This is a genomic window from Bacillus sp. (in: firmicutes) (genome assembly GCA_012842745.1).
GTDB lineage: Bacteria > Bacillota > Bacilli > Bacillales > Bacillaceae_J > Schinkia.
The window spans coordinates 253,709-273,816 of sequence record DUSF01000056.1 but is presented as its reverse complement, the minus strand read 5'-3'; the positions used below and the strand labels follow the sequence as shown (position 1 = coordinate 273,816).

19 protein-coding genes are annotated in these 20,108 nt (G+C 36.1%); 9 read left to right on the top strand and 10 right to left on the bottom strand.

Features of this window, described 5'->3' with window-relative positions:
- Positions 1 to 42: 42 nt before the first annotated feature.
- The 5 genes from GX497_16370 to GX497_16350 form a co-directional block, all read right to left on the bottom strand.
- Positions 43 to 459: a PaaI family thioesterase gene (locus tag GX497_16370; GenBank protein ID HHY74764.1), complete on the bottom strand. Its 417-nt coding sequence runs from the start codon at positions 457 to 459 to the stop codon at positions 43 to 45.
- Between the two features lie 79 nt (positions 460 to 538).
- Positions 539 to 1,564, bottom strand: coding sequence for a phosphotransferase (locus tag GX497_16365; GenBank protein HHY74763.1), 1,026 nt, complete (start codon positions 1,562 to 1,564; stop codon positions 539 to 541).
- A 187-nt stretch (positions 1,565 to 1,751) separates the two neighbouring features.
- Positions 1,752 to 4,088 (bottom strand): UvrD-helicase domain-containing protein, encoded by a 2,337-nt coding sequence (locus tag GX497_16360; GenBank protein HHY74762.1) that lies wholly within the window; start codon positions 4,086 to 4,088, stop codon positions 1,752 to 1,754.
- Between the two features lie 217 nt (positions 4,089 to 4,305).
- Positions 4,306 to 4,803 carry a hypothetical protein gene (locus GX497_16355; protein HHY74761.1) on the bottom strand — a complete coding sequence of 166 codons (498 nt, stop codon included), beginning with the start codon at positions 4,801 to 4,803 and terminating at the stop codon, positions 4,306 to 4,308.
- A gap of 133 nt (positions 4,804 to 4,936) precedes the next feature.
- Positions 4,937 to 5,932 (bottom strand): LysM peptidoglycan-binding domain-containing protein, encoded by a 996-nt coding sequence (locus tag GX497_16350; protein HHY74760.1) that lies wholly within the window; start codon positions 5,930 to 5,932, stop codon positions 4,937 to 4,939.
- A 177-nt stretch (positions 5,933 to 6,109) separates the two neighbouring features.
- Between GX497_16350 and GX497_16345 the strand changes: the two genes are divergently transcribed.
- Positions 6,110 to 6,541: a YndM family protein gene (locus GX497_16345; GenBank protein ID HHY74759.1), complete on the top strand. Its 432-nt coding sequence runs from the start codon at positions 6,110 to 6,112 to the stop codon at positions 6,539 to 6,541.
- 41 nt (positions 6,542 to 6,582) lie between these two features.
- Here the strand turns inward: GX497_16345 and GX497_16340 are convergent, their stop codons facing one another.
- Positions 6,583 to 7,746 (bottom strand): DUF4317 family protein, encoded by a 1,164-nt coding sequence (locus GX497_16340; GenBank protein ID HHY74758.1) that lies wholly within the window; start codon positions 7,744 to 7,746, stop codon positions 6,583 to 6,585.
- Positions 7,747 to 7,897: 151 nt separating this feature from the next.
- Here GX497_16340 and GX497_16335 point away from each other — a divergent pair, with 151 nt between their 5' ends.
- Both GX497_16335 and GX497_16330 read left to right on the top strand, forming a co-directional pair.
- Positions 7,898 to 8,518, top strand: a complete 621-nt coding sequence (locus GX497_16335; GenBank protein ID HHY74757.1) for a trimeric intracellular cation channel family protein — start codon at positions 7,898 to 7,900, stop codon at positions 8,516 to 8,518.
- A 135-nt stretch (positions 8,519 to 8,653) separates the two neighbouring features.
- Positions 8,654 to 10,204, top strand: a complete 1,551-nt coding sequence (locus GX497_16330) for an FAD-dependent oxidoreductase (protein HHY74756.1) — start codon at positions 8,654 to 8,656, stop codon at positions 10,202 to 10,204.
- Between the two features lie 221 nt (positions 10,205 to 10,425).
- Here GX497_16330 and GX497_16325 read toward each other — a convergent pair whose 3' ends face one another.
- Positions 10,426 to 11,241 (bottom strand): protease complex subunit PrcB family protein, encoded by an 816-nt coding sequence (locus GX497_16325; protein HHY74755.1) that lies wholly within the window; start codon positions 11,239 to 11,241, stop codon positions 10,426 to 10,428.
- A gap of 219 nt (positions 11,242 to 11,460) precedes the next feature.
- Here GX497_16325 and GX497_16320 point away from each other — a divergent pair, with 219 nt between their 5' ends.
- Both GX497_16320 and GX497_16315 read left to right on the top strand, forming a co-directional pair.
- Complete coding sequence (locus tag GX497_16320) at positions 11,461 to 12,006, top strand: pyridoxamine 5'-phosphate oxidase family protein (protein ID HHY74754.1); 546 nt, start codon at positions 11,461 to 11,463, stop codon at positions 12,004 to 12,006.
- A gap of 212 nt (positions 12,007 to 12,218) precedes the next feature.
- Positions 12,219 to 13,355 (top strand): GHKL domain-containing protein, encoded by a 1,137-nt coding sequence (locus tag GX497_16315; protein HHY74753.1) that lies wholly within the window; start codon positions 12,219 to 12,221, stop codon positions 13,353 to 13,355.
- 82 nt (positions 13,356 to 13,437) lie between these two features.
- On the opposite strand, the gene GX497_16310 is transcribed toward GX497_16315, so the two are convergent.
- Together GX497_16310 and GX497_16305 are read right to left on the bottom strand one after the other, a co-directional pair.
- Positions 13,438 to 14,382: an SDR family NAD(P)-dependent oxidoreductase gene (locus tag GX497_16310; GenBank protein ID HHY74752.1), complete on the bottom strand. Its 945-nt coding sequence runs from the start codon at positions 14,380 to 14,382 to the stop codon at positions 13,438 to 13,440.
- Between the two features lie 17 nt (positions 14,383 to 14,399).
- Entirely contained in the window at positions 14,400 to 14,588 is a 189-nt protein-coding gene (locus tag GX497_16305) for an SDR family oxidoreductase (GenBank protein ID HHY74751.1), read from the bottom strand.
- Between the two features lie 287 nt (positions 14,589 to 14,875).
- Here GX497_16305 and GX497_16300 point away from each other — a divergent pair, with 287 nt between their 5' ends.
- From GX497_16300 to GX497_16285, 4 genes are all read left to right on the top strand, one after another.
- On the top strand, positions 14,876 to 15,571 hold the full coding sequence (locus tag GX497_16300) for a response regulator transcription factor (protein ID HHY74750.1): 696 nt from the start codon (positions 14,876 to 14,878) through the stop codon (positions 15,569 to 15,571).
- The gene (locus GX497_16295; GenBank protein ID HHY74749.1) at positions 15,568 to 16,572 is read left to right on the top strand and encodes a HAMP domain-containing histidine kinase; all 1,005 of its coding nucleotides are present in this window, start codon (positions 15,568 to 15,570) and stop codon (positions 16,570 to 16,572) included. Before GX497_16300 ends, GX497_16295 begins: the two co-directional genes overlap by 4 nt.
- 92 nt (positions 16,573 to 16,664) lie before the next feature.
- A complete protein-coding gene (locus GX497_16290) occupies positions 16,665 to 17,423 on the top strand; it encodes an ABC transporter ATP-binding protein (GenBank protein HHY74748.1) in 759 nt (252 codons plus the stop codon).
- Entirely contained in the window at positions 17,420 to 19,366 is a 1,947-nt protein-coding gene (locus tag GX497_16285) for an ABC transporter permease (protein ID HHY74747.1), read from the top strand. The genes GX497_16290 and GX497_16285 overlap by 4 nt, the downstream gene beginning before the upstream one ends.
- Positions 19,367 to 19,411: 45 nt before the next feature.
- Here GX497_16285 and GX497_16280 read toward each other — a convergent pair whose 3' ends face one another.
- On the bottom strand, positions 19,412 to 19,999 hold the full coding sequence (locus GX497_16280) for an ECF transporter S component (protein ID HHY74746.1): 588 nt from the start codon (positions 19,997 to 19,999) through the stop codon (positions 19,412 to 19,414).
- Between the last annotated feature and the right edge of the window lie 109 nt (positions 20,000 to 20,108).

Here is a 20,108-nt window from a genome sequence, read left to right as displayed (position 1 = left end):
GCTCATTAGCATGATGCCGGACAATCAAAAATAAAAGAGATACTAAACCTTCGCAAATGTTCCTGTTGCCATTGCGATTAAATTTCCATCACAATCCTTGACCCGCGACTCCAAAAAGGAAATGGTTCTACCTTTTTTTAGGAATTGCGCCTCACAGCTAAGTTTTCCTGCTTGTACCCCTTTAAAATACTGGATTTTCATTTCGACGGTAACGGCATCACCGATTATTCTCTTACATAGGTGGCCCATCGAAACATCCAATACAAATGCAATGACCCCACCATGTAAAAATTGCCGTGGGTTGTGCATGAAATCTTCAACTTCAAATTCAACCGTACAAGTCTCATCAGTATAATGAAATTCCAAATCAAATAATTTGGCTAAAAAATAGTTTTCATATTCGCTCGCACAAGTTTCGATTGCTTTTGAAAACTTTTCATTCAATACTGTTTTGTTCATCGTCATCATCCTTACAAATATGTATTTAAAAATAATTGCTCTAATTTCTTTATTGTACCATATTTAATTAAATTCACGTTTAAAGGGCACCTACTTCTGCAAAATGCTGTAAATACTCTCTCGCTAAACGGTCTGTCGCAACCGTAAAACCACTTCCTAATTCTCTGGTTGTATCGTTGTCTCTACTGCCAATCCAGGCGATCAATTGCAGCCTTCGCATCATAATAAAAGTAGGAATTTCAAGCTCCTCCTCTATTGATAATGCACGAACCTTGCGATACCCTTTGAGCCATGCGTGAATGAGGGCGGGGACATATGGCTTATGTTCAATAAAGCTTAAAGAGCCGGCCAAATCATAAAGATAATAACTATAGCCGCAATCATCAAAATCAATTACTTTAATCTGCCTACCTTCAACTAATAAATTAGCAAGGCGTAAATCAGAATGAATGAGCCCGTAATGCTCGGGACCTTTTCCAAACTGCTCAAGTCTGTTTTTTATTTGTTTTGATACTTTCTCAAACAGTTCGATTCTCTCCTTTGTCATTCCTAATCCATCCTGCCATCTTCCCCACTTCGCGTTTGACCCGATAATGGTTTCGTAATCCCAAGACAGACGTTGAATAGTTGTTAAATTTTCTCGGAAATTCATACTATGTTCATGAAGGTGAGCCGTAATTTCACCTAAAGCCTCAAATTGCTTAATCAAGTCCGCTTCGTTATTTTCGTCTGGGGCATCCCCTGCTAAAAAGGTAAATAATATACAGTGATATCGTTCGTTTTCAAAAACTATTTCTTGTATGTATTCCCCATCACAAGCTAGAATCGGCAATGAAACATGAATGGACGAATGTTCGGCAATGGAGAGCAGCCAAGCAAGCTCGCTTTCAATTTCTCGTTTTGAATTGTAGCCAAGGCGGCCTACACGCAAAATATATTTTTCATCTGTTTCCGTGTTTTTTACCAAATAGGTCGCATTTTCAGAATAGTTTAATAGCTGTACAGTTGATTGTAATAATGCGGGGTACGCTTGTATAGCGGAATGAGCAATTTGGTCAAATTTTCCCAATACATCATACCATGGCTTGTCTATAGTACTCATCATATTTCTCCTCGTATTAAATTCAAAATAACTTTATTGGGAACGTGAGAACCATCCGAGATCACTGAAAAAATCGAGCCATTTCAAACTTATTGTCCGATTTCCATATATTTGAAATCTATGTGCATTATGAAAGCTACTTTTTCAGTAATATTGAACCATCCTCCGTGTTCCCAACAATAAGGCCCATTTATTTCGTTGCTGTATACAACTCATTACATATATCATGGAATAAGTTGCTTTTTTCACCAACGTAAAATAAATACAATTCATGCATAGCCCTTGTGCAAGCTGTATAAAGAAGCTTTTGTTCACTTTCTTTTGCGTATTGTGCTTTTGAACAATCCGGGATGATGACGGCATCAAATTCAATTCCCTTCGCCAAATAAACAGGGATGATAACGACGCCTTTTTCAAATGAATACGTTTCTTTATCGATTCTTTTGACTTTGATTTTTTCACTTAATTTAGTATACACTTCTTTGCTTTCCTGCTCTGTCTTACAAATAACGGCAATCGTTTGCATTCCGTTTTCTTTCAGTTGATGAATACACTCTGCAATTTCTGAGTATAACATCTCGAAATTAGCCACTTGTTTAAGCTGCGGTTTTTTACCTGAGCGATTGATGGGCTCAATCAAGTTTCCACCTTTAATCAATTTTTTTGTAAACTCAACAATTTCTTTTGTAGAACGATAGCTTTTTGTCAATGTAATCGTTTCAATTTTTTCTATGCTTTCTATTTCTTCTGAAAAAATAGAAGGAGCATTCATCGTTTCGGAAAAAATAGCTTGATTTAAATCTCCGAGAATTGTCATTTGACACATTGGAAAAAGCTGTTTTAAAAAAGCAAATTGGAATGGTGTATAATCCTGAGCCTCATCAATAAATAAATGACGGATTGAAGTATTTGGCTTTCTCCCTTCAATTTGATCCTGCAAATAAAGGAAGACGATTGCATCTTCGAAAAATAATGCTTTTTTCTTTGTATTTATAATCGTCTGTCTACAAATTTCAGACCAATGGGCAGGTAATTTGTTTTCCCCAAATAAACCCGTAACTTTTGATAACTCGAACAATTGACAATATACAGCTTGTAAATCAATAAATCCTAAGCCTTTAATTGTTTGTCTAATCGATTTCAAACGACGGCTGACAATGAACTTTGCAAGCTCCCTTTCTTCCTGTTCAAAATCATTAAATGTGTTTTCCGTAAATTGCTGTTGTTTCTGGAGCCTTTTAAATATTTTCTGGTAATCATCGTGATCTAGAAACTGTATTTCTTCTGTGACCCAATCTTTTTTCCGTTCCTTACGAGCATATTTGCTAACTTCTTTTAATAACCAATCCATCGTAAGGCCGATGCGATTTGGAATTGAAATTGCTCCATCGAGAGCATAAAAGAAATTTTTTATTTCTTCAGCAGAAATAAGCGTATCGCCGCGGAAGCGAATATTTTTGAAAATAAGGCCTTCTTGCGATAAATAACGAACATAAGAATGGATTAACTCAAGAAATTGGTAGCTACCCTTATAACCAATGCCCTCGATTCTCGCTTCATATTCTTCATCTCGATTAGCTGTAAGCACATATTCCATTTGTGAAAAGGCATCTTCAAGCTCATATTTGTCCGAAAGCCGACCTTCTAAGTAAGCTTGAAACGTCATTTGTTCCATATTATCTTCACCAAGTTCTGGAAGAACAGTAGCAACATAGTGACTAAACATCGGATTTGGTGAAAATAGCATAATATTGTCAGATTGAATCATGCCCCGATAACGATACAGCAAATAAGCAATTCGCTGTAGGGCAGCCGATGTTTTCCCACTTCCAGCAACACCTTGAACAAATAATAGCTTACTATGTTCATTACGGATAATTTGATTTTGTTCTTTTTGAATTGTTGCAACAATGCTTTTCATTTGATTATTGGCATTATTGCTTAACACTTGCTGCAAAACTTCATCACCGATTGTAACTCCTGTATCAAACATTCCTTTAAGCGTGCCGCCCTTGATGATGAATTGTCTTTTTAAAAGAATTTCACCGTGAATCGTCCCGTCCATCGTTTCAAAACGAGCTGGTCCTGTAGCATAATCATAATAAACGCTTGAAATCGGCGCGCGCCAATCATAAATAAGGAAATTCTCCTCATTCTCATCCATTAAAGACGCAGTACCAATGTAAATAATGTCTTTACTTACCTCTCCCTCCTCATGAAAATCAAACCGCCCAAAATAAGGAGCGTACTTTAGTTTATGAAGGCTTTTTAACCGTTGGTCCATTTTATAATGAGTCCGTTCCCGCTCAGACAGCATTTCAGCCTGCTGTTTAATACTTGTAAAGGTCTCGCCAAGATCATCTGGCTCATCAAAATTAACGGTAACATCATCCCAAAATGTTTTGCGAATTTCAACAATATCTTTCTTTACCCCACTATTATCATGAGTTATTTTTGCAATATTTTTACCAATAATTTCAATTACTTCGTCTATTCTTGCCTGTTCTTGTTCCCACTCGTTACTCATGTAATCTACCCCTTATACATTGAATATTCAAAGTCCTTGACATTTTTACTATTTTAATGTATATTATTATTGGATATTTATGATTATTAACTTATTTATATTAAAATAAAGATAAAGTATACTTTACCATGAAAATAGTTCTTTTTCAATAATATTCCCCAAAAAAAAGAGACCTTTCGGTTCTCTCCATCTTAAATTATTTACACCATTGCATCCATTAAAAGAAAAATCCAGGCGGACCTCCCTGCATCCCCCCTAATGGGCCAATGCCTGTGAATGGAAATCTACCGATACCTTTATTTGGAAAACTAAGCAACCCAAGAGGACCCCAAAGACCTGAGCTACCAAGACCATTCATACCGATACCACCATACGGAAACGCTCCCGTAAGCCCTCCTAATTGATTTGCCATACCCATTAGATTTCCTAAGCCGGAACCTCCTAGACCGCCCATACCCATACCGTATGGAACTGCTCCCATTAAGCCTCCTAGTTGTTTAGAAATTCCATTTAGATGTCCTAAACTTGGCCCACCACTGAAGTTAGAACCCCCTAAGCCATTCATACCAGGGCCAAATGGAAAGGAACCGGCAAAACCATTTAATTGTTTTACCATCCCCATTACATTTCCTAATTCCTTTGAAATAGCGCTAAACGGTCGTGCATAATAATTATTATATGGCTGGAGCATTTGGCCGTAATTTTGATGATTCATCCGTTTTTCCCCCATTTTAACAAAATACGTAACAGTACTATTTTATGGGAATACTTCATTATTGGACATTGTCCAACTCTTCGTCATTAACGGTGGCAAAACTAATAAATTCATATTATAGAGCTGCGACTGATTATTGTTTTTGTGTTGCCATTATTTCTTCGATTTTTTTTGATACTAATGGGTAAAAATAGTTTTTTGCATTATTGGTAGTATTCCCCCCAAAAAAGGCAGTCCCAGGACATGTTTTAACTATACTTCCTTTACTGTTATCTAACACCCTATTCCCCGTTCGCAAATCCCACCAATGATGATAAGTAATCGTATCAATGGAAGGAGTTAACCCAAACTTAATACAAAGCAAGGCCGTGATATAAATAATCGTTTCCTTTTGTTCTGCTGTCATTAAATCAAAACCTTTATCAAAATTCCCAATATGTTCAATCATAATCCCAGCATCGTTCGCTGCCCAGCCAATGGTCCCTTCTGGTGCACTGTTAAATGGCCTTGAAACTGCGATTGTACCATCTGGAAATGTTGTAATATTTTGAGCAATATTTCTCCATCTCATTTCATTTACATGAAAACTTTCCATGCCCTTCAATAATGTAAAATGATTGGAACCATTAAAGTGCTTGTAGGATGGTCGCCATGTGTGATGTTGTTGAATTACATTAATTTTTCTACTGAATTTTTGGTTAAATAACCATTCCTGAAATTCTTCCCTTGTCATCACTATATATTGTCCATGCATGTTTAAGGGCTTAGGCGGAATTTTTATAATTTGTCCTATATTTAATGCATTAGATGAAAGTTCATTTGCGTTTTTTATCTTCTCGACAGTGGATTGAAATGTAGCTGAAATGGTCTGTAAAGTATCGCCTGCTGCAACTTCATACATGATGGGTACCTTTAATTTTTGATCAACAAATAATAAATTCGATTGCAAGCCATTGGTTACTTTTAGTTCTTTTACAGAAATGCTAAATGTAGCAGCGATTTTCTCTAAAGTATCACCTGCTTTCACTACATAAATATTGCTTTGGTTATTTTCTGCAGCGAAGGTTGACGGAGAATTCATTGCCATGATGATAATAATATTTATTGATATGACAATATTTTTTATCATTTTTTGTATCCTTTCATTACTTATAATTATCGTTGTTTCGACACATACACACTACTTCCTTTCATAGTTTGTAAAATAGAAATGATATTTATGAATTGTTAAAAGTACCAGCAAAATAAATCGATGTATGATTTCTTTTAATGATGATGAAAATAGAAGGGAAGGAGGTGTTTTGAAATGAATAATATGAAGGTTTTACTAATCAAGTTTGTGACCTGTTTGATTGCCTATACAGTCGCTCTTGACTTATTTTTTGATGCTAGGTGGACAGATATCGTTTGGTTTAGTGGGCTTACAACTATTGTTTCTTATCTTGCTGGGGATCGAATTTTATTGCCGCGGATTGGTAATATGAATGCTCTAATCGCTGATTTTCTCCTATCATATACGCTTGTGTGGATTTTTGGTAGTGTCGTTTTCGGTAATGTTATGCAGATTGCCTGGGGAAGCATTATTTCGTCTGTCATCATAACAGTTGGAGAGTTTTTTGTTCACCGTATCGTCCTTCGTACAATGCCAGATGAAAGTCGTAACAGAAGCGGAGCTCCTGGAAGACTTGCCTATGCAATGGAAGCAGCCGAGGAAAATGAGCCCGTAAAGAAAAGATGAAAGAAAGAATTAAAAAGGCCTGGGAGACCAAGCCTTTTTAGTTAAAATGTTTCAGGAATCAACGTAAAGCCTTCAACCACTGTATCTTCATCCACTTCAATTAATAAACAACGCTTGCCATTGTAATGAACTAATTTAACGTACTTTAAATCTTGCGGACTTAGCGATATATTCGCTACTTTTGTGTTAATTTTGATTGATTTTGATTTAGGATTTGGAACAATATTGCTAGCCTTTAGCTCATACTTTTCATCATCAACGACCTTTTGGAAAGCCATTTCTACTTTTTCTTGATTAACATCTTCCACACCACTTACCTTCAAAACCCGTTCGACATCTTTGTAGTCTAATCTCGGAGTATCTTCTTCTTCATTTTCATCAATGATTCGGTTGATTTCATCGTAGACATTAGCAAGTGTCGAAGCATCCACTTGTTCCCCCACTACTTCTTTGACAATTTCTTCAAAAACAGCTTTGTTTTCCTGTGCCGTTAAAATCATTTCTGCATTTAATACATCTTCAATGATGTACGGGTCAGGTTGATTCGGTTTTTCTGCCGAGTATAAAATATGGTTTACATCAGCTGAATTTTCCGTAAAGCATGGGAACAAAAAGCCTGCTACAGGTGAAGATAGGTTAATAATTGGATCAACGACGACATTATACTTAAATTCCTTCCCTATATAATCGAACAATAACGTTTTTTTAGGCTGCTCTGTCTTATTAATACTACAGAGAATAAAGGAATGGACAAACACCTCATCACGGTCACTTTCTTCAGATTCCTCATTTTTCCTTTTTGTAGGTTTTAAATATTCACCGCGAATAAAGGTGACAACAACATCTTCCGAATGTTGGGCGTTTTTGAACATTTTCTCAACAATTACTAGCATATGTGCCTTCCATTCCTCAACATTACTCGATTGCAGCCCATTATAAAGCAAGTATTGAGTATGGTCCTCGACTTCACGTTGGAACTTAAGCTCAAATAGCTTCACATCCAACTGACCAGTCAATACTTTTTTGAAGTTGCTTAGAAAAAGCTCTTGCTGCTCCTCTTCTAGCATTTGAAACGGCTTGCTTTCTTGATGATAAATGTCACTTGTTTCCTTCATTATATATACATTAAAGATGTCTTTTATCTTCATTAAATCGTTGTCTAGTTTGAATTGCCTGCGAATAGTAGCTATATCTTTTTTGTTCATGAAATCTCCTTCTCCTACGCTGTATTAACTTACCATATAGTATCATATACACTGCTTCTAACGTAAGACAGACTTTTAATATTCGAAAGAAAGAAAATTGACAATTATGTGTTTTTCCACTACTGTAATAGTTATATCTAGGGGGGTTTTTATGGTTTGGGATGTATTAAACGTGATTGGAACAATTGCCTTTGCAATTAGTGGAGCCATTATTGCAATGGAAGTGAAATATGATATTATTGGAGCCTATGCGCTAGGATTAATTACGGCGTTTGGGGGCGGGGCTGTTAGGAATCTATTAATCGGCATCCCCATTCATGTATTATGGCAACAAACGACACTCTTTATTATTGCCATGATTACGATTACGATTGTTTTTCTTTTACCAAATAAAACGGTTAACCGCCTAAAAGAATGGGATTTTTTGAATTTCTTTGATGCCGTTGGCCTCTCTGCGTTTGCTATTCAAGGAGCAATGTTTGCCCATGCAAATGGATTGCCTATAATAGCAATCATGTTTTCAGCTGCCATTACGGGTGCCGGTGGCGGAATCATTCGTGATGTTTTAGCGCAACAAAAGCCACTTGTATTCCAAAAAGAGGTATATCTCTTTTGGGCAATGTTTGCCGGCCTCATAATTGGCATGGGATGGGCGGAAAAACCATATCAACTATACAGTCTCTTTGCAATCATTCTACTATTACGCGTGATTTCATATCGATTCGGATGGAGCTTACCATCGAGAGCGGTAAGTAAATTACAAGGAAACTAGCTTTCTTAGAATGATGAAACAGCTCCATTCGCGGTGAATGGAGCTGTTTTTTTGTGTATAATTCCCCTCTATTTAACGGATACTTTATACATCTTTGTAAAAATAAACGGGGGGTTACTAGTGACAGAAAACAAAATGCCGCAATTTCCGGAACCATATTGGCGAGATGGAATTGACTTGCCGAAGTTCAAGCAATTAAATGAAGATTGTGAAACAGATGTGGTCATTGTCGGTGGCGGGATTACAGGAATAACTGCCGCTTATCTTTTAGTAAAAGAGGGTGTAAAGGTTACCTTATTGGATGCAGGAAAACTTTTAAATGGCACCACTGGCCATACAACAGCTAAAATAACCGCACAGCATGATTTAATTTACGATGAATTCATTAACCATTTCGGTATTAGCAAGGCAAGACTGTATTATGAAGCGAATAGTACTGCATTAAAATTTATTAAAAATACAATTGAAGACCTCCAAATCGATTGTGATTTTAGTGAGCAGGATGCCCACCTTTATACAATTTCAGAGCAAAATGTTCAAAAAATCGAAAAGGAATATGAAGCCTATCAAAAATTGAATATCGATGGAAAGCTTATAAGAGAAATTCCTTTTAATATTAAAACGTACAGTGCTTTAGTAATGAAAAATCAAGCGCAGTTTCATCCTCTTAAATATTTAACACATCTTGCAAAAGTAATTCGTGATAGCGGTGGACTCATTTTTGAGGATACGACAGCTGTTAACATTGAAAGTGATGGCCAAAAAGCAATCGTCCTTACCCGTAATGGAAATCGTGTTACTGGCAATGGTGTGCTTTGCTGTTCGCACTTCCCTTTTTATGAAAGCACAGGGTTTTATTTTACAAGATTATATGCTGACCGTTCTTATGTTCTAGCTACAAAAACAAAAATGGATTATCCCGGTGGGATGTATTTAAGTGTTGACCAGCCAAGCCGCTCAATCCGTTATACGCCAGTAGATGGCGAAAATTTGCTAATCATTGGTGGTGAAAGTCATAAGACAGGGCAAGGCAAAGATACGATGGAGCATTATAAAGCGTTGGAGAAATTTTCAAAAGATGTTTTCAATTTTGAGGAATTTCATTATCGCTGGTCAACCCAAGATTTAACTACGCTTGATAAAATGCCATATGTCGGTGAGATAACGAAAGCTCAACCAAATATATTAATTGCAACAGGTTATCGGAAATGGGGAATGACGAATGGAACAGCAGCAGCCCTGCTTATGCGGGATATTGCGTTAAATAAGGATAACCCTTACAAAGGCATCTATACCCCTTCACGTTTTTATGCAGATCCAAGCTTGAAAAAGTTTTTTGTTGAAAATGCCGATGTTGCCAAGCATTTACTCAAAGGAAAACTGGGGATTGTAGACAAGAAAACAGAAGACTTGAAAAATGATGAAGGTGCCGTTGTCATGATTAATGGCACCCGTAAAGGTGCCTACAAGGACCTTGAAGGAAAACTCCATATTGTCGATACAACATGTACACATGTTGGCTGTGAAGTAAATTGGAATGATGGTGACCGCTCATGGGATTGCCCATGCCACGGCTCTAGATTTTCTTACACCGGGGAAGTTATCGAAGGCCCAGCAGAAAAGCCTTTGCAACGCGAAAATTATACAATGCTTGATAACTTAACATCGGAACAATCGGGTTACTAAATAAGAGGATAAGGAGCCTTTTATGGTCTCCTTACCTTTTTTCTGTATTCTGTTGTAATCAGCGGTATGCCCTGTCTGTGCGTAGCTACCGAAAAAGAGTGCAAGATAGGCGGGCTGATGACTGCGGTTCATACGTTTTACTTCATACGGGCACTAAACAAGCGCACTGGTGACCGAAATCAGGTTCTCAGCGTGAAATCGGGTACGAATTGGTCTCTTTATCATTTTCTAGCTACAATATAGACCGTATTTTGTTCCGCATCCCATTTTACATTTTCCCCTAAGGTTTCTCCTATAAAACGTAAAGGGACCAATGCGCGACCATTCTGTGCAAAAGGTGCAGCATCAATTATTTTTGTTTGTCCATTTACATTTACTTCCTTAGAGAAAACTTTCAATTTTATTATAAGCTTTTCTTTAGTAGCTGTAATCATTCCTGTAGTTTCATCATATTGAACTTGTGCCCCTAATGATTCGAAAATCCCTCTTAATGGCACCATTGTCCGACCATCCTTCAAAAGCGGAGGTTGATCAAATACTTGCATCCTTCCATTTATATAGACTTTGATTGCTTTATTATCTATTGGTTGGACTATTTGTTCTTTTTGAAAAATTTCCTCACCAGAGTCAATGTCAATCACATTGATTGTCATATATTTAGAAGGTAGCTGCAAGCGTCCGATTATATATGGATAATGAATAACCTGCGGATACATATAGCCTTCCTTCGGTAAAAGTTGTCTAACAAAAATTTGCTCCTGCTCCCAAGTTGTTTCGCTTTTAACAAACTCCAGTTGATAACCTGGATTTGGTTTTTCTCCAAGGGAAATCAAATACAATGTATCTTTTCGATGAACGCCCTTTTCAAATTTGTAATGCTCAACAAATGCCTTTTCAGCTTCTGATAGCGACTCCAATGTAACTGGTGTAAAGTGTAAATATTCATTTTTCTTTTCTGCGATGTTCTCTTGTATAACTACCGGCTGTTCATTTGCAGACACAGTATTGCTTGCTAATAAGGACAGTCCTAACAGCAATACTATACTCCTCAACTTCACGCCCATACAAAGCACCCTTTCTTTTTTCGTGAGATTATTAAAAACATTGACGTTAAAAATTCTCTAAAAGTTACAAACGAATGTGAAAAAGCCTACTATTTCTAATTAAAACAAAAACCCCCTATATCTATTTCTTATTTTACCATTTTTTTGTATAGTGAATATTGAAAGAAGGGATAAAAAATGAATTACAGAGCAATGCGAAGAACTTTAAAAGAAATAAAAGATGAAAACAGAATGAATGACTTGTTATCAACAGCAATGGTTGGCTACTTGGGCTTACACGATGAGGAAGGCACGTATGTTGTCCCATTAAACTATGTGTGGAAAGACAGAAAAGTTTATTTTCATGGCAGCGAACAAGGACGCAAGGCTGATGCCATCGAAACGAGCAATCGCGTCTGCTTTACCGTTTCAGAGGACAAAGGAATAATTGCTAAACCAGAACCAGCAAATATCGGTACAGCTTATACTAGCGTCATGGTTTTTGGTAAGCTAAAATTAGTAGATTGCCTTGAGGAAAGAACGGCTGCATTACAAGCAATGTTAAATAAGTTTGTTCCTGGTTATTTTGAACGAGAGCTTTCCCAAAAATATGTAGACTCATATCGTTCATCCCTCGGTAGCAAAACAATCGTTTATTGCCTAGAACCTGATCATATAACCGCAAAAGAAGCAGTCGCAGCAGAAGGACAATTATTTTTCCCGAGCAGAAAACAAGTTGATGATTTGAAAATTAAATAAACGGGCGTCTCCCCTTTTGCAGGGGAGAATTCTCATTTTAACATAGGCATAATAATATTATATCACTTTTTTCCACTTTGCTTTTTAACATTCCTAATAATATATTTAATAGAGTTTTTTTCCTGTTGCCATTATAATTGTATCATAAAGAAATACACCAACAGGTGCTAGCTATGTATTGCTTTTTAAAATTTTTAGAAAGTAGGCTATTTATGAAATCAAATGTACAAACAGATAATGGATATAAAAAATTAGGCCAATTTCTCAGAGAGAATGAAAATAATTTTTTAAATTTATGGGAAAAGCAAATAAGAGTTCAACATAATAAAGATAAAGAACTAATAAGACAGAATGGTTTGTTAATGTATCAATTGATAACAAAATCAATTTTTCACAAATTCTCGGAGAATGATATTAAATTATTGGCTTACAAGATAGCACAAGAACGGGTGGACGCTAATATCAATATTGGCGAGTTTGTTTATAATGTCAATCTTGGGAGAAGTATCATGATAAATCGTATTAATCATTCTGGAATCTTATTAGAAGAACTGCAACCAGTCATTGACTTAATAAATAGCCAGTTTGATATATTTTGTTATTATGCTGTGTTAAAGTATACCGAATTAAAAGATTTAAAATTACAAGAAAAAAATCTATTTATCACGGAATCACACAAAGACAGATTAGCTATCCTTGGACAAATGTCTTCTAGTTTTGTTCATGAGTTTCGAAACCCCCTTACCTCTGTATTAGGATTTGTAAAACTATTAAAGAACGAACACCCTACGTTGCCTTATTTAGATATTATTAGTAATGAACTCGACCAACTAAAGTTTAGAATTACGCAGTTCCTACATACGTCAAAGTTAAACATAATAAGTGAAAGTAAAATTAGAGAGATAAACATTAAAGAATTAATAGAGGAAATGGTCGATTTCTTATACCCGAGCATTGTCGACAGTAATATACAAGTTTACTCAAGAATAAATGCAACAGCAGAGGTAAGTGGTGATCGAAACGAGTTAAAACAGGTTTTTTTAAACCTATTGTCGAATGCAATTGATGCTGTAAGAGAAGAAGAAATAAAACAAAAAAGGATTAACATCGATGCAGAAGTAGACTTTAATCATATTAAGATTAAAATCTCGAATAATGGTGCATCCATAAATTCCGATGCAATAAAGCTTGTTTTCGAACCATTTTACACTACAAAGAAGTTAGGCACAGGCATTGGTTTATTTGTGTGCAAAAATATCGTAGAAAATCATAAAGGAAAAATTCATTGCTTTTCAAATGAAGACGTAACAACCTTTCAAATCACGTTGCCGTTAATTCAAAATGAATAAACAACAATTTTTCATATAAAAAATAAAAGAAGGATGAATCCCTTCTTTTTTGTGCTTCACCTTTTTTGCGTTGCGGAAAAAATTAGGACCTCCCAAGATTATTACGCATATAGTCTATTGTTTGTTTAATCCCTTCTTTATATGGGGTTCTCGGTATTGTTTTAATAGCCTGTTCAAGCTTGGCGCCGTTCAAGACAATGGGGTCTTCCGTTAAATACAACATCTCTACCACTTCACGCATCATCTTATCAAACATACCTAGGAACTTTACCATCCCCTTTGTAACCGTTCCTACTTTTTTGTTATAGCCGGTATGTTCCCGTAAGATAGCTATAATTTCATCTCCTGTAATAACGCCACTACCCGGTATATTCCAGTTTTGTCCATACGCTGACTCCATTAATGCTAATTCCACTAAAGCTTTTGCCCCATCAGGTGTAAAAATATATTCTCTTGCTACCTTCAAATCTCCTACAAACATTGATCTTTTATTTTTTATTACACCTTCAAAAGTATAGTTTAGGATAGTATTAGTCGCATTGGGGCCATAGAAATCTGGAAAATGAGCAATAATGTATGGCACATTTGAATTCTTAACCATTGCTTCAAGCTGCAAACGAATTTTTCCTTTTTTCGTATGAGGATTTTTCGGCGTTTCCTCGGTAACTAATGTTCCAGGGTTTCTTCCGTAAGCATATATATTGTCAACTAAAACAAGCTTTGCATTGGCATCCTTAGATGCCTCAATAATATTTTTCACCAATACCGGGAGTTTCCCCTCCCACTCCGGATAAGGAATATTCATTGCATGAAATACAACATCAACACCAGAGGCTGCTTTTTTCAAATTTTCTAACTCAAATATATCCCCGGGCCAAATAGTGACTTTTTCTTCATTTTGAAAAAGTTTATCTAGTTTTTCTTTTCCGCGGGCAAAAGCGATTGTATCAATCCCTCTTTGCGCCAACTCCTTTACAATTGAAGACCCCATTCCACCAGATGCTCCTAAAACCAATGCCTTTTCCATTAGATTTCCCCCTCTAATTATTGTGCCGTTATTCCTCCGTCCGCCACAAATTCAGAACCTGTACAATAACTGGATTCATCAGAGGCAAGGAATAAAACAATATTCGTAACCTCTTCTGATTTTGCAACCCTTCTAAACGGTATGTATTTAGCAAATTCAGCAATGACCTGTTCCCAATCGGCTGCATTTGTAACGTCATGTTTTATGAATTTTGCATTTTATCCACGCGCTCCACCAGTGATAACGGCAACTTTACCAGCTAATTTACCCATTTTTAATCCTCCTTGAAGGATAGAATTTACTCAATATCCATTATATATCAGCAAATAATTTTAAACAAAAATTTACAAATAACTTATCCAATTAGCTAAGCACGGAATGTAGACTTAGGCGCAAAGAACAGGTTCCTTATTCCAACCACAAAATCCTCTAGCATAAAGGATGGTTTTTCTGTAAAATTTAGGACGATACTAAATAAAATGTGGTGAAACTATTGATAAAACTTCTCCTTATTGAAGATGATAAAAGTCTTTTTAATGAAGTCAAAGAGCGGTTAACTAGCTGGTCTTATGATGTATATGGAATAACCGATTTTAGTAAAGTGATGAAAGATTTTACAGCAATCAAACCTGATTTAGTAATTATTGATATTCAATTGCCAAAGTATGATGGCTTTCATTGGTGCAGAATGATACGTTCACATTCAAAAATCCCGATCATCTTTCTATCATCCCGTGATCATCCTACCGATATCGTTATGTCGATGCAGCTTGGCGCCGATGATTACATACAAAAACCGTTTCATTTTGATGTTCTTATTGCAAAAATACAAGCGATTCTGCGCCGCGTCTACAATTACAATACGGCAGAACAAATGGAGGTCAAGACATGGTGTGGGGCGACGGTCGATTATTTAAAAAATACAATTACCAATGATGCCGGTTCGATTGAACTAACGAAAAATGAAATCTTAATATTGAAAAACCTGATTGAACATAAAAATAAAATCATTAGTAGAGAGGAAATCATCAAAAGCCTTTGGAATGATGAACGCTTTGTCAGCGACAATACTTTAACCGTCAATGTTAATCGCTTAAGAAAAAAGCTAGATGAGCTTGGATTAGGACGTTTTATTGAAACAAAGGTGGGACAAGGCTACATCGCTGTGGAAGGGGATTCAGTTCTATGATAAAAAACTTTCTAATTGAAAGACGGAGCTGGATCATTCTTTTTTTATCACTGCAGTGTTTGATTATCCTTGTCTCCTATCTCGATGCTGCCATTCCTTTTAGGCCCCTTCTCTACATTGTCTATTTATCATTGGCCATTTTTATTATTTTCTTAATGATACGCTATAAGCACGAAACAAAATTCTATCAAAGCCTGCTTGAATGGGAAAACAATCTTGACTTAACAACCATCGTCGACGCGGAAAGCCCTTTTGAAAAAATAATCGAACATAGAATTACAAAACAAACAGAGCTTCTAAAACAAGAAAACACCAAAAATCAGATTGCCTTGGAGGAAGAAAAAGATGAGCTATTAGCTTGGATTCATGAAGTGAAGACCCCTTTAACGGCGATGCGTTTGATGATTGACAGCATGGACGATGGACCTGTGAAAAATAAGCTAGGACTTGAATGGCTAAGAATTCATCATCTCCTTGACCAGCAACTTCACCAAAAGCGAATTCCATCTATTGAAAACGACCTTTTTATTGAAAATATTGACTTAAAATCATTGCTGTTTAAAGAATTCAAGGAATTGCAGTCATGGTGCATCCAAAAAGGAATAGGCTTTGACGTTGATTTAACAACCCCTTCTGTCATAAGTGACGGCAAATGGCTCGCTTTTATTATCAGACAGCTGTTAACAAACGCAGTGAAATACAGTGAAAAATGTGACATCATGATTAAATCTTTTCATCAGAATCAGCAAACAATCGTAACAGTGACTGATTATGGACGCGGTATTGACTCGAAAGATTTACCGCGCATTTTTGATAAAGGCTTTACATCTACTACGATGCATCAAGACGAAGCAGCAACAGGAATGGGTTTATATTTAGCAAAAAAAGCGGCAAAATCGCTGCTTATCAGGATTCAAGTTCACTCAAAATTAGGAGAAGGCACAACCTTTACGCTAGCCTTTCCAAAAAGAAATGATTTCAACAAGATCAGCGGCATGTGACAAAAATGTCACATGCTTTTATCATTTGTTAGATGAATCGAAGGAGAAAGATGCAAGAGCCCCTTATAATAAACTCAAGGAGTGTGAATTAAATGACAGTGTTAGAAGCTACAAAAATTCATAAAAGCTACGGCAACAAGTTTAATAAACAAGAAGTACTGAAAGGACTTGACATTCGCATTGAGAAAGGTGAATTTGTCAGCATCATGGGCGCATCAGGCTCTGGAAAAACAACTTTGCTCAATGTCCTCTCCTCAATTGACAAAGCAAGCAGCGGTTCCATCAAAATTGAGGAAAAAGAAATGACAGCTATGAAAGAAAAAGAACTAGCTGAATTTCGAAAAAATTATTTAGGCTTTATTTTTCAAGAATATAATTTGCTTGACACATTGACGGTAAAAGAAAATATCCTTTTGCCATTATCGATTTCTAATACCTCAAAACAAGAAGCACAGCGTAAATTTCAGGCAATTGCAGAAGAACTCGGTATTTATGAAATTAAAGACAAATACCCAAATGAAATTTCTGGTGGTCAAAAACAGCGGACATCAGCCGCCCGCGCCTTCATTCATGAGCCAAGCATCATCTTCGCCGATGAACCAACTGGGGCACTTGATTCAAAGTCTGCTTCTGACTTACTTAACAAACTAAACGAGTTAAATGAAAAACGTCAGGCAACAATTGTGATGGTTACACATGATGCGGTCGCTGCCAGCTACTCTAGCAGAGCCATTTTTATTAAAGACGGGCAAATTTACACAATGTTAAACAAAGGAGAAGAAGCAAGACAGGTGTTTTTTAATGACATCATAAAAACTCAAGCAGTGCTCGGTGGGGTGCAATCAAAATGAGCATAAACCAGTTAATCCTCCGCAACTTACGGAAGAATTTTAAAAACTATTATTTATATGTATTTGCATTGCTTTTTAGCGTTGCTCTTTATTTTGCGTTCGTCACCTTGCAATATGATCCAGCAATGGATGCAACAAAAGGAACTATCAAAGGAGCGGCCGCTATTCGAACGGCTTCCATCCTGCTTGTCACCATTGTGGCTATCTTTGTTCTGTATGCCAATACAATCTTTTTAAAACGACGCAGCAAAGAAATTGGTTTACTCCAATTGATCGGGATGACAAAAGGACGAATTTTCCGCATACTTAGTGCGGAAAACTTAATCCTTTACTTCAGTTCCCTATTAATTGGAATATTGATTGGATTCTCGACTTCAAAGTTACTCATGATGATTTTATTTAAAATAACAAAAGTGGATACAATTGCAACGCTTCATTTCTCAAATCAGGCTTTAGTCCAAACTATTACGATGTTTACGGTTATCTACCTTGTTATTTTAATGATGAATTACTTTTTTATAAAGAAACAAAGCATATTATCGTTATTCCGCCTCCTCTCTACAACAGAGCATAAGGCTAAAAAATTATCATCGTTTGAAATGTTCATCGGAATTGCTGGAATGGCTTTGATTATAGTTGGCTATTATGTATCTTCAAAATTATTTGGAGGCAGCTTTACAACAATGCTTGAGTTATTCGGCGCGATGTTATTTATTCTCGCATCAGTGATTATCGGAACCTACTTATTTTACAAAGGCTCCGTTAGCTTTATCTTTCATCTTGTACGAAAAAAGAAAAATGGCTATTTAAAGATTCATGAGGTTTTGTCGCTTTCTACGATTATGTTTCGGATGAAAGCAAGTGCGTTATTATTAACGATTATTACAACAGTATCTGCCCTAGCCATCAGCTTATTATCGTTAAGCTATATTTCCTATTATTCCGCAGAAAAAACAGCGGAAAACCAAGTTGCAGGGGATTTTTCATTTGCAAATATGAAAGAGGCAGAACAATTTACAAAAATGTTAGAAAAACAGCAAATAAACTATGTAGAAAGACAGATTGAAGTCATCCAATCTAAAGCCAATTTAACAAATATTTTAGGTGTAAACATACAAGGATTACACTTTGACCCCAGTGATGCAACTATTGCCGTTATTAATGACAAGGCGATTCCAGGCATAGATGTACATCCAGAGGAAACAGTTTTTACAGGTTTTAACGACTTACTGCAAAAATTTATGGCAATAAAAGACTCTGGACAGATTGAATTAAAAGGGAAAAATCAACAATTTCCATTAAAGTATATCGGCTTAGAAAAAAAGCATATTGTTTCGTGGTATTTTACAAATGGAGGTTTTCCCGTTGCCATTGTCGATGACGCAATCTTTACACAACTAAAAGCAGACATCGATCCCGCGATTCAAAAAGAAGCTTCAATATTTATTGGAGTCGATATAAAAGAGGTAAATAGTCTTGAAAAAGCTAATTTAATTTTTCAAGAAATGGACTTTGCAAATACGAGAACCAATGATTCAAGACTCGAAATAAGCAATATACAAAAGAAAAACATGGGGCTCATTATGTTTATCGTCGGCTTTTTAGGATTAACCTTCTTAATAACATCTGGCTGCATTTTATATTTTAAACAAATGGGTGAATGTGAAGAGGAAAAGCCAAATTACACGATTTTGCGAAAACTCGGATTCACACAAGCTGACCTTTTAAAAGGAGTAAAAGCTAAACAGCTATTTAACTTCGGTATCCCATTAATTATCGGATTATGCCATAGTTATTTCGCCGTTCAATCTGGCTGGTTTCTTTTTGGCACTGAACTTTGGACACCAATGATTATAGTCATGATTTTATATACAGCACTGTACTCTATTTTCGGATTACTTTCAGTCCGCTATTACAAAAAAGTGATTAAAGAAGCATTATAAGAATAAACAGGCGAACTGGGAATGAGTTCGCCTGTTTCTATATTTTTATGCTGCAATTGATTTTTCGTAAGTCCGTAACCATGGCTTTAACTTCGCAAAAAGCACCGTGAATAATAATGTAATTACAATTCCTTTTATTAAATTAAACGGCATAATACCTACTACAATTAACCCTTTTGCTTCTGCACTTGACATTGCTGGTGCATTCAGGAAAAATGTATAAGCTGGTAGGATCAGAAAGTAATTAAGAATGCTCATCATGATTGTCATTGTGATTGTGCCTATTAATAAACCGATTGTTAATCCTTTTGTAGAGTGAATCCTTTTGTATAAAAATGAAGCAGGTAAAATAAATAAAAGTCCCGCCACAAAATTTGCTGCTTGGTCAATTGGAACTCCCGTCATCGCACCTTGAATAATATAGTGCAAAATATTTTTAATTGCTTCAACAGTGATGCCAGCAACAGGACCAAATACAATTGTTGCGAGTAATGCTGGTACTTCACTAAAATCAATTTTTAAAAATGGCGGCAATCCTGGCAACGGAAAATTCAGCATCATTAGTAGATATGCAATGCTAGACAAAACTGCTACTGTTACGGTTTGACGAATTTTTTGACTACTTTTATTCATTTGTTCTCTCCCATTTCTCCGATCTAACTAGCAGAAAGAGATTTGCCCTATATAAAAACCCACCCAAAATCGATTGAGTGGGAGAATATGTGAATACATATAGGCAAAC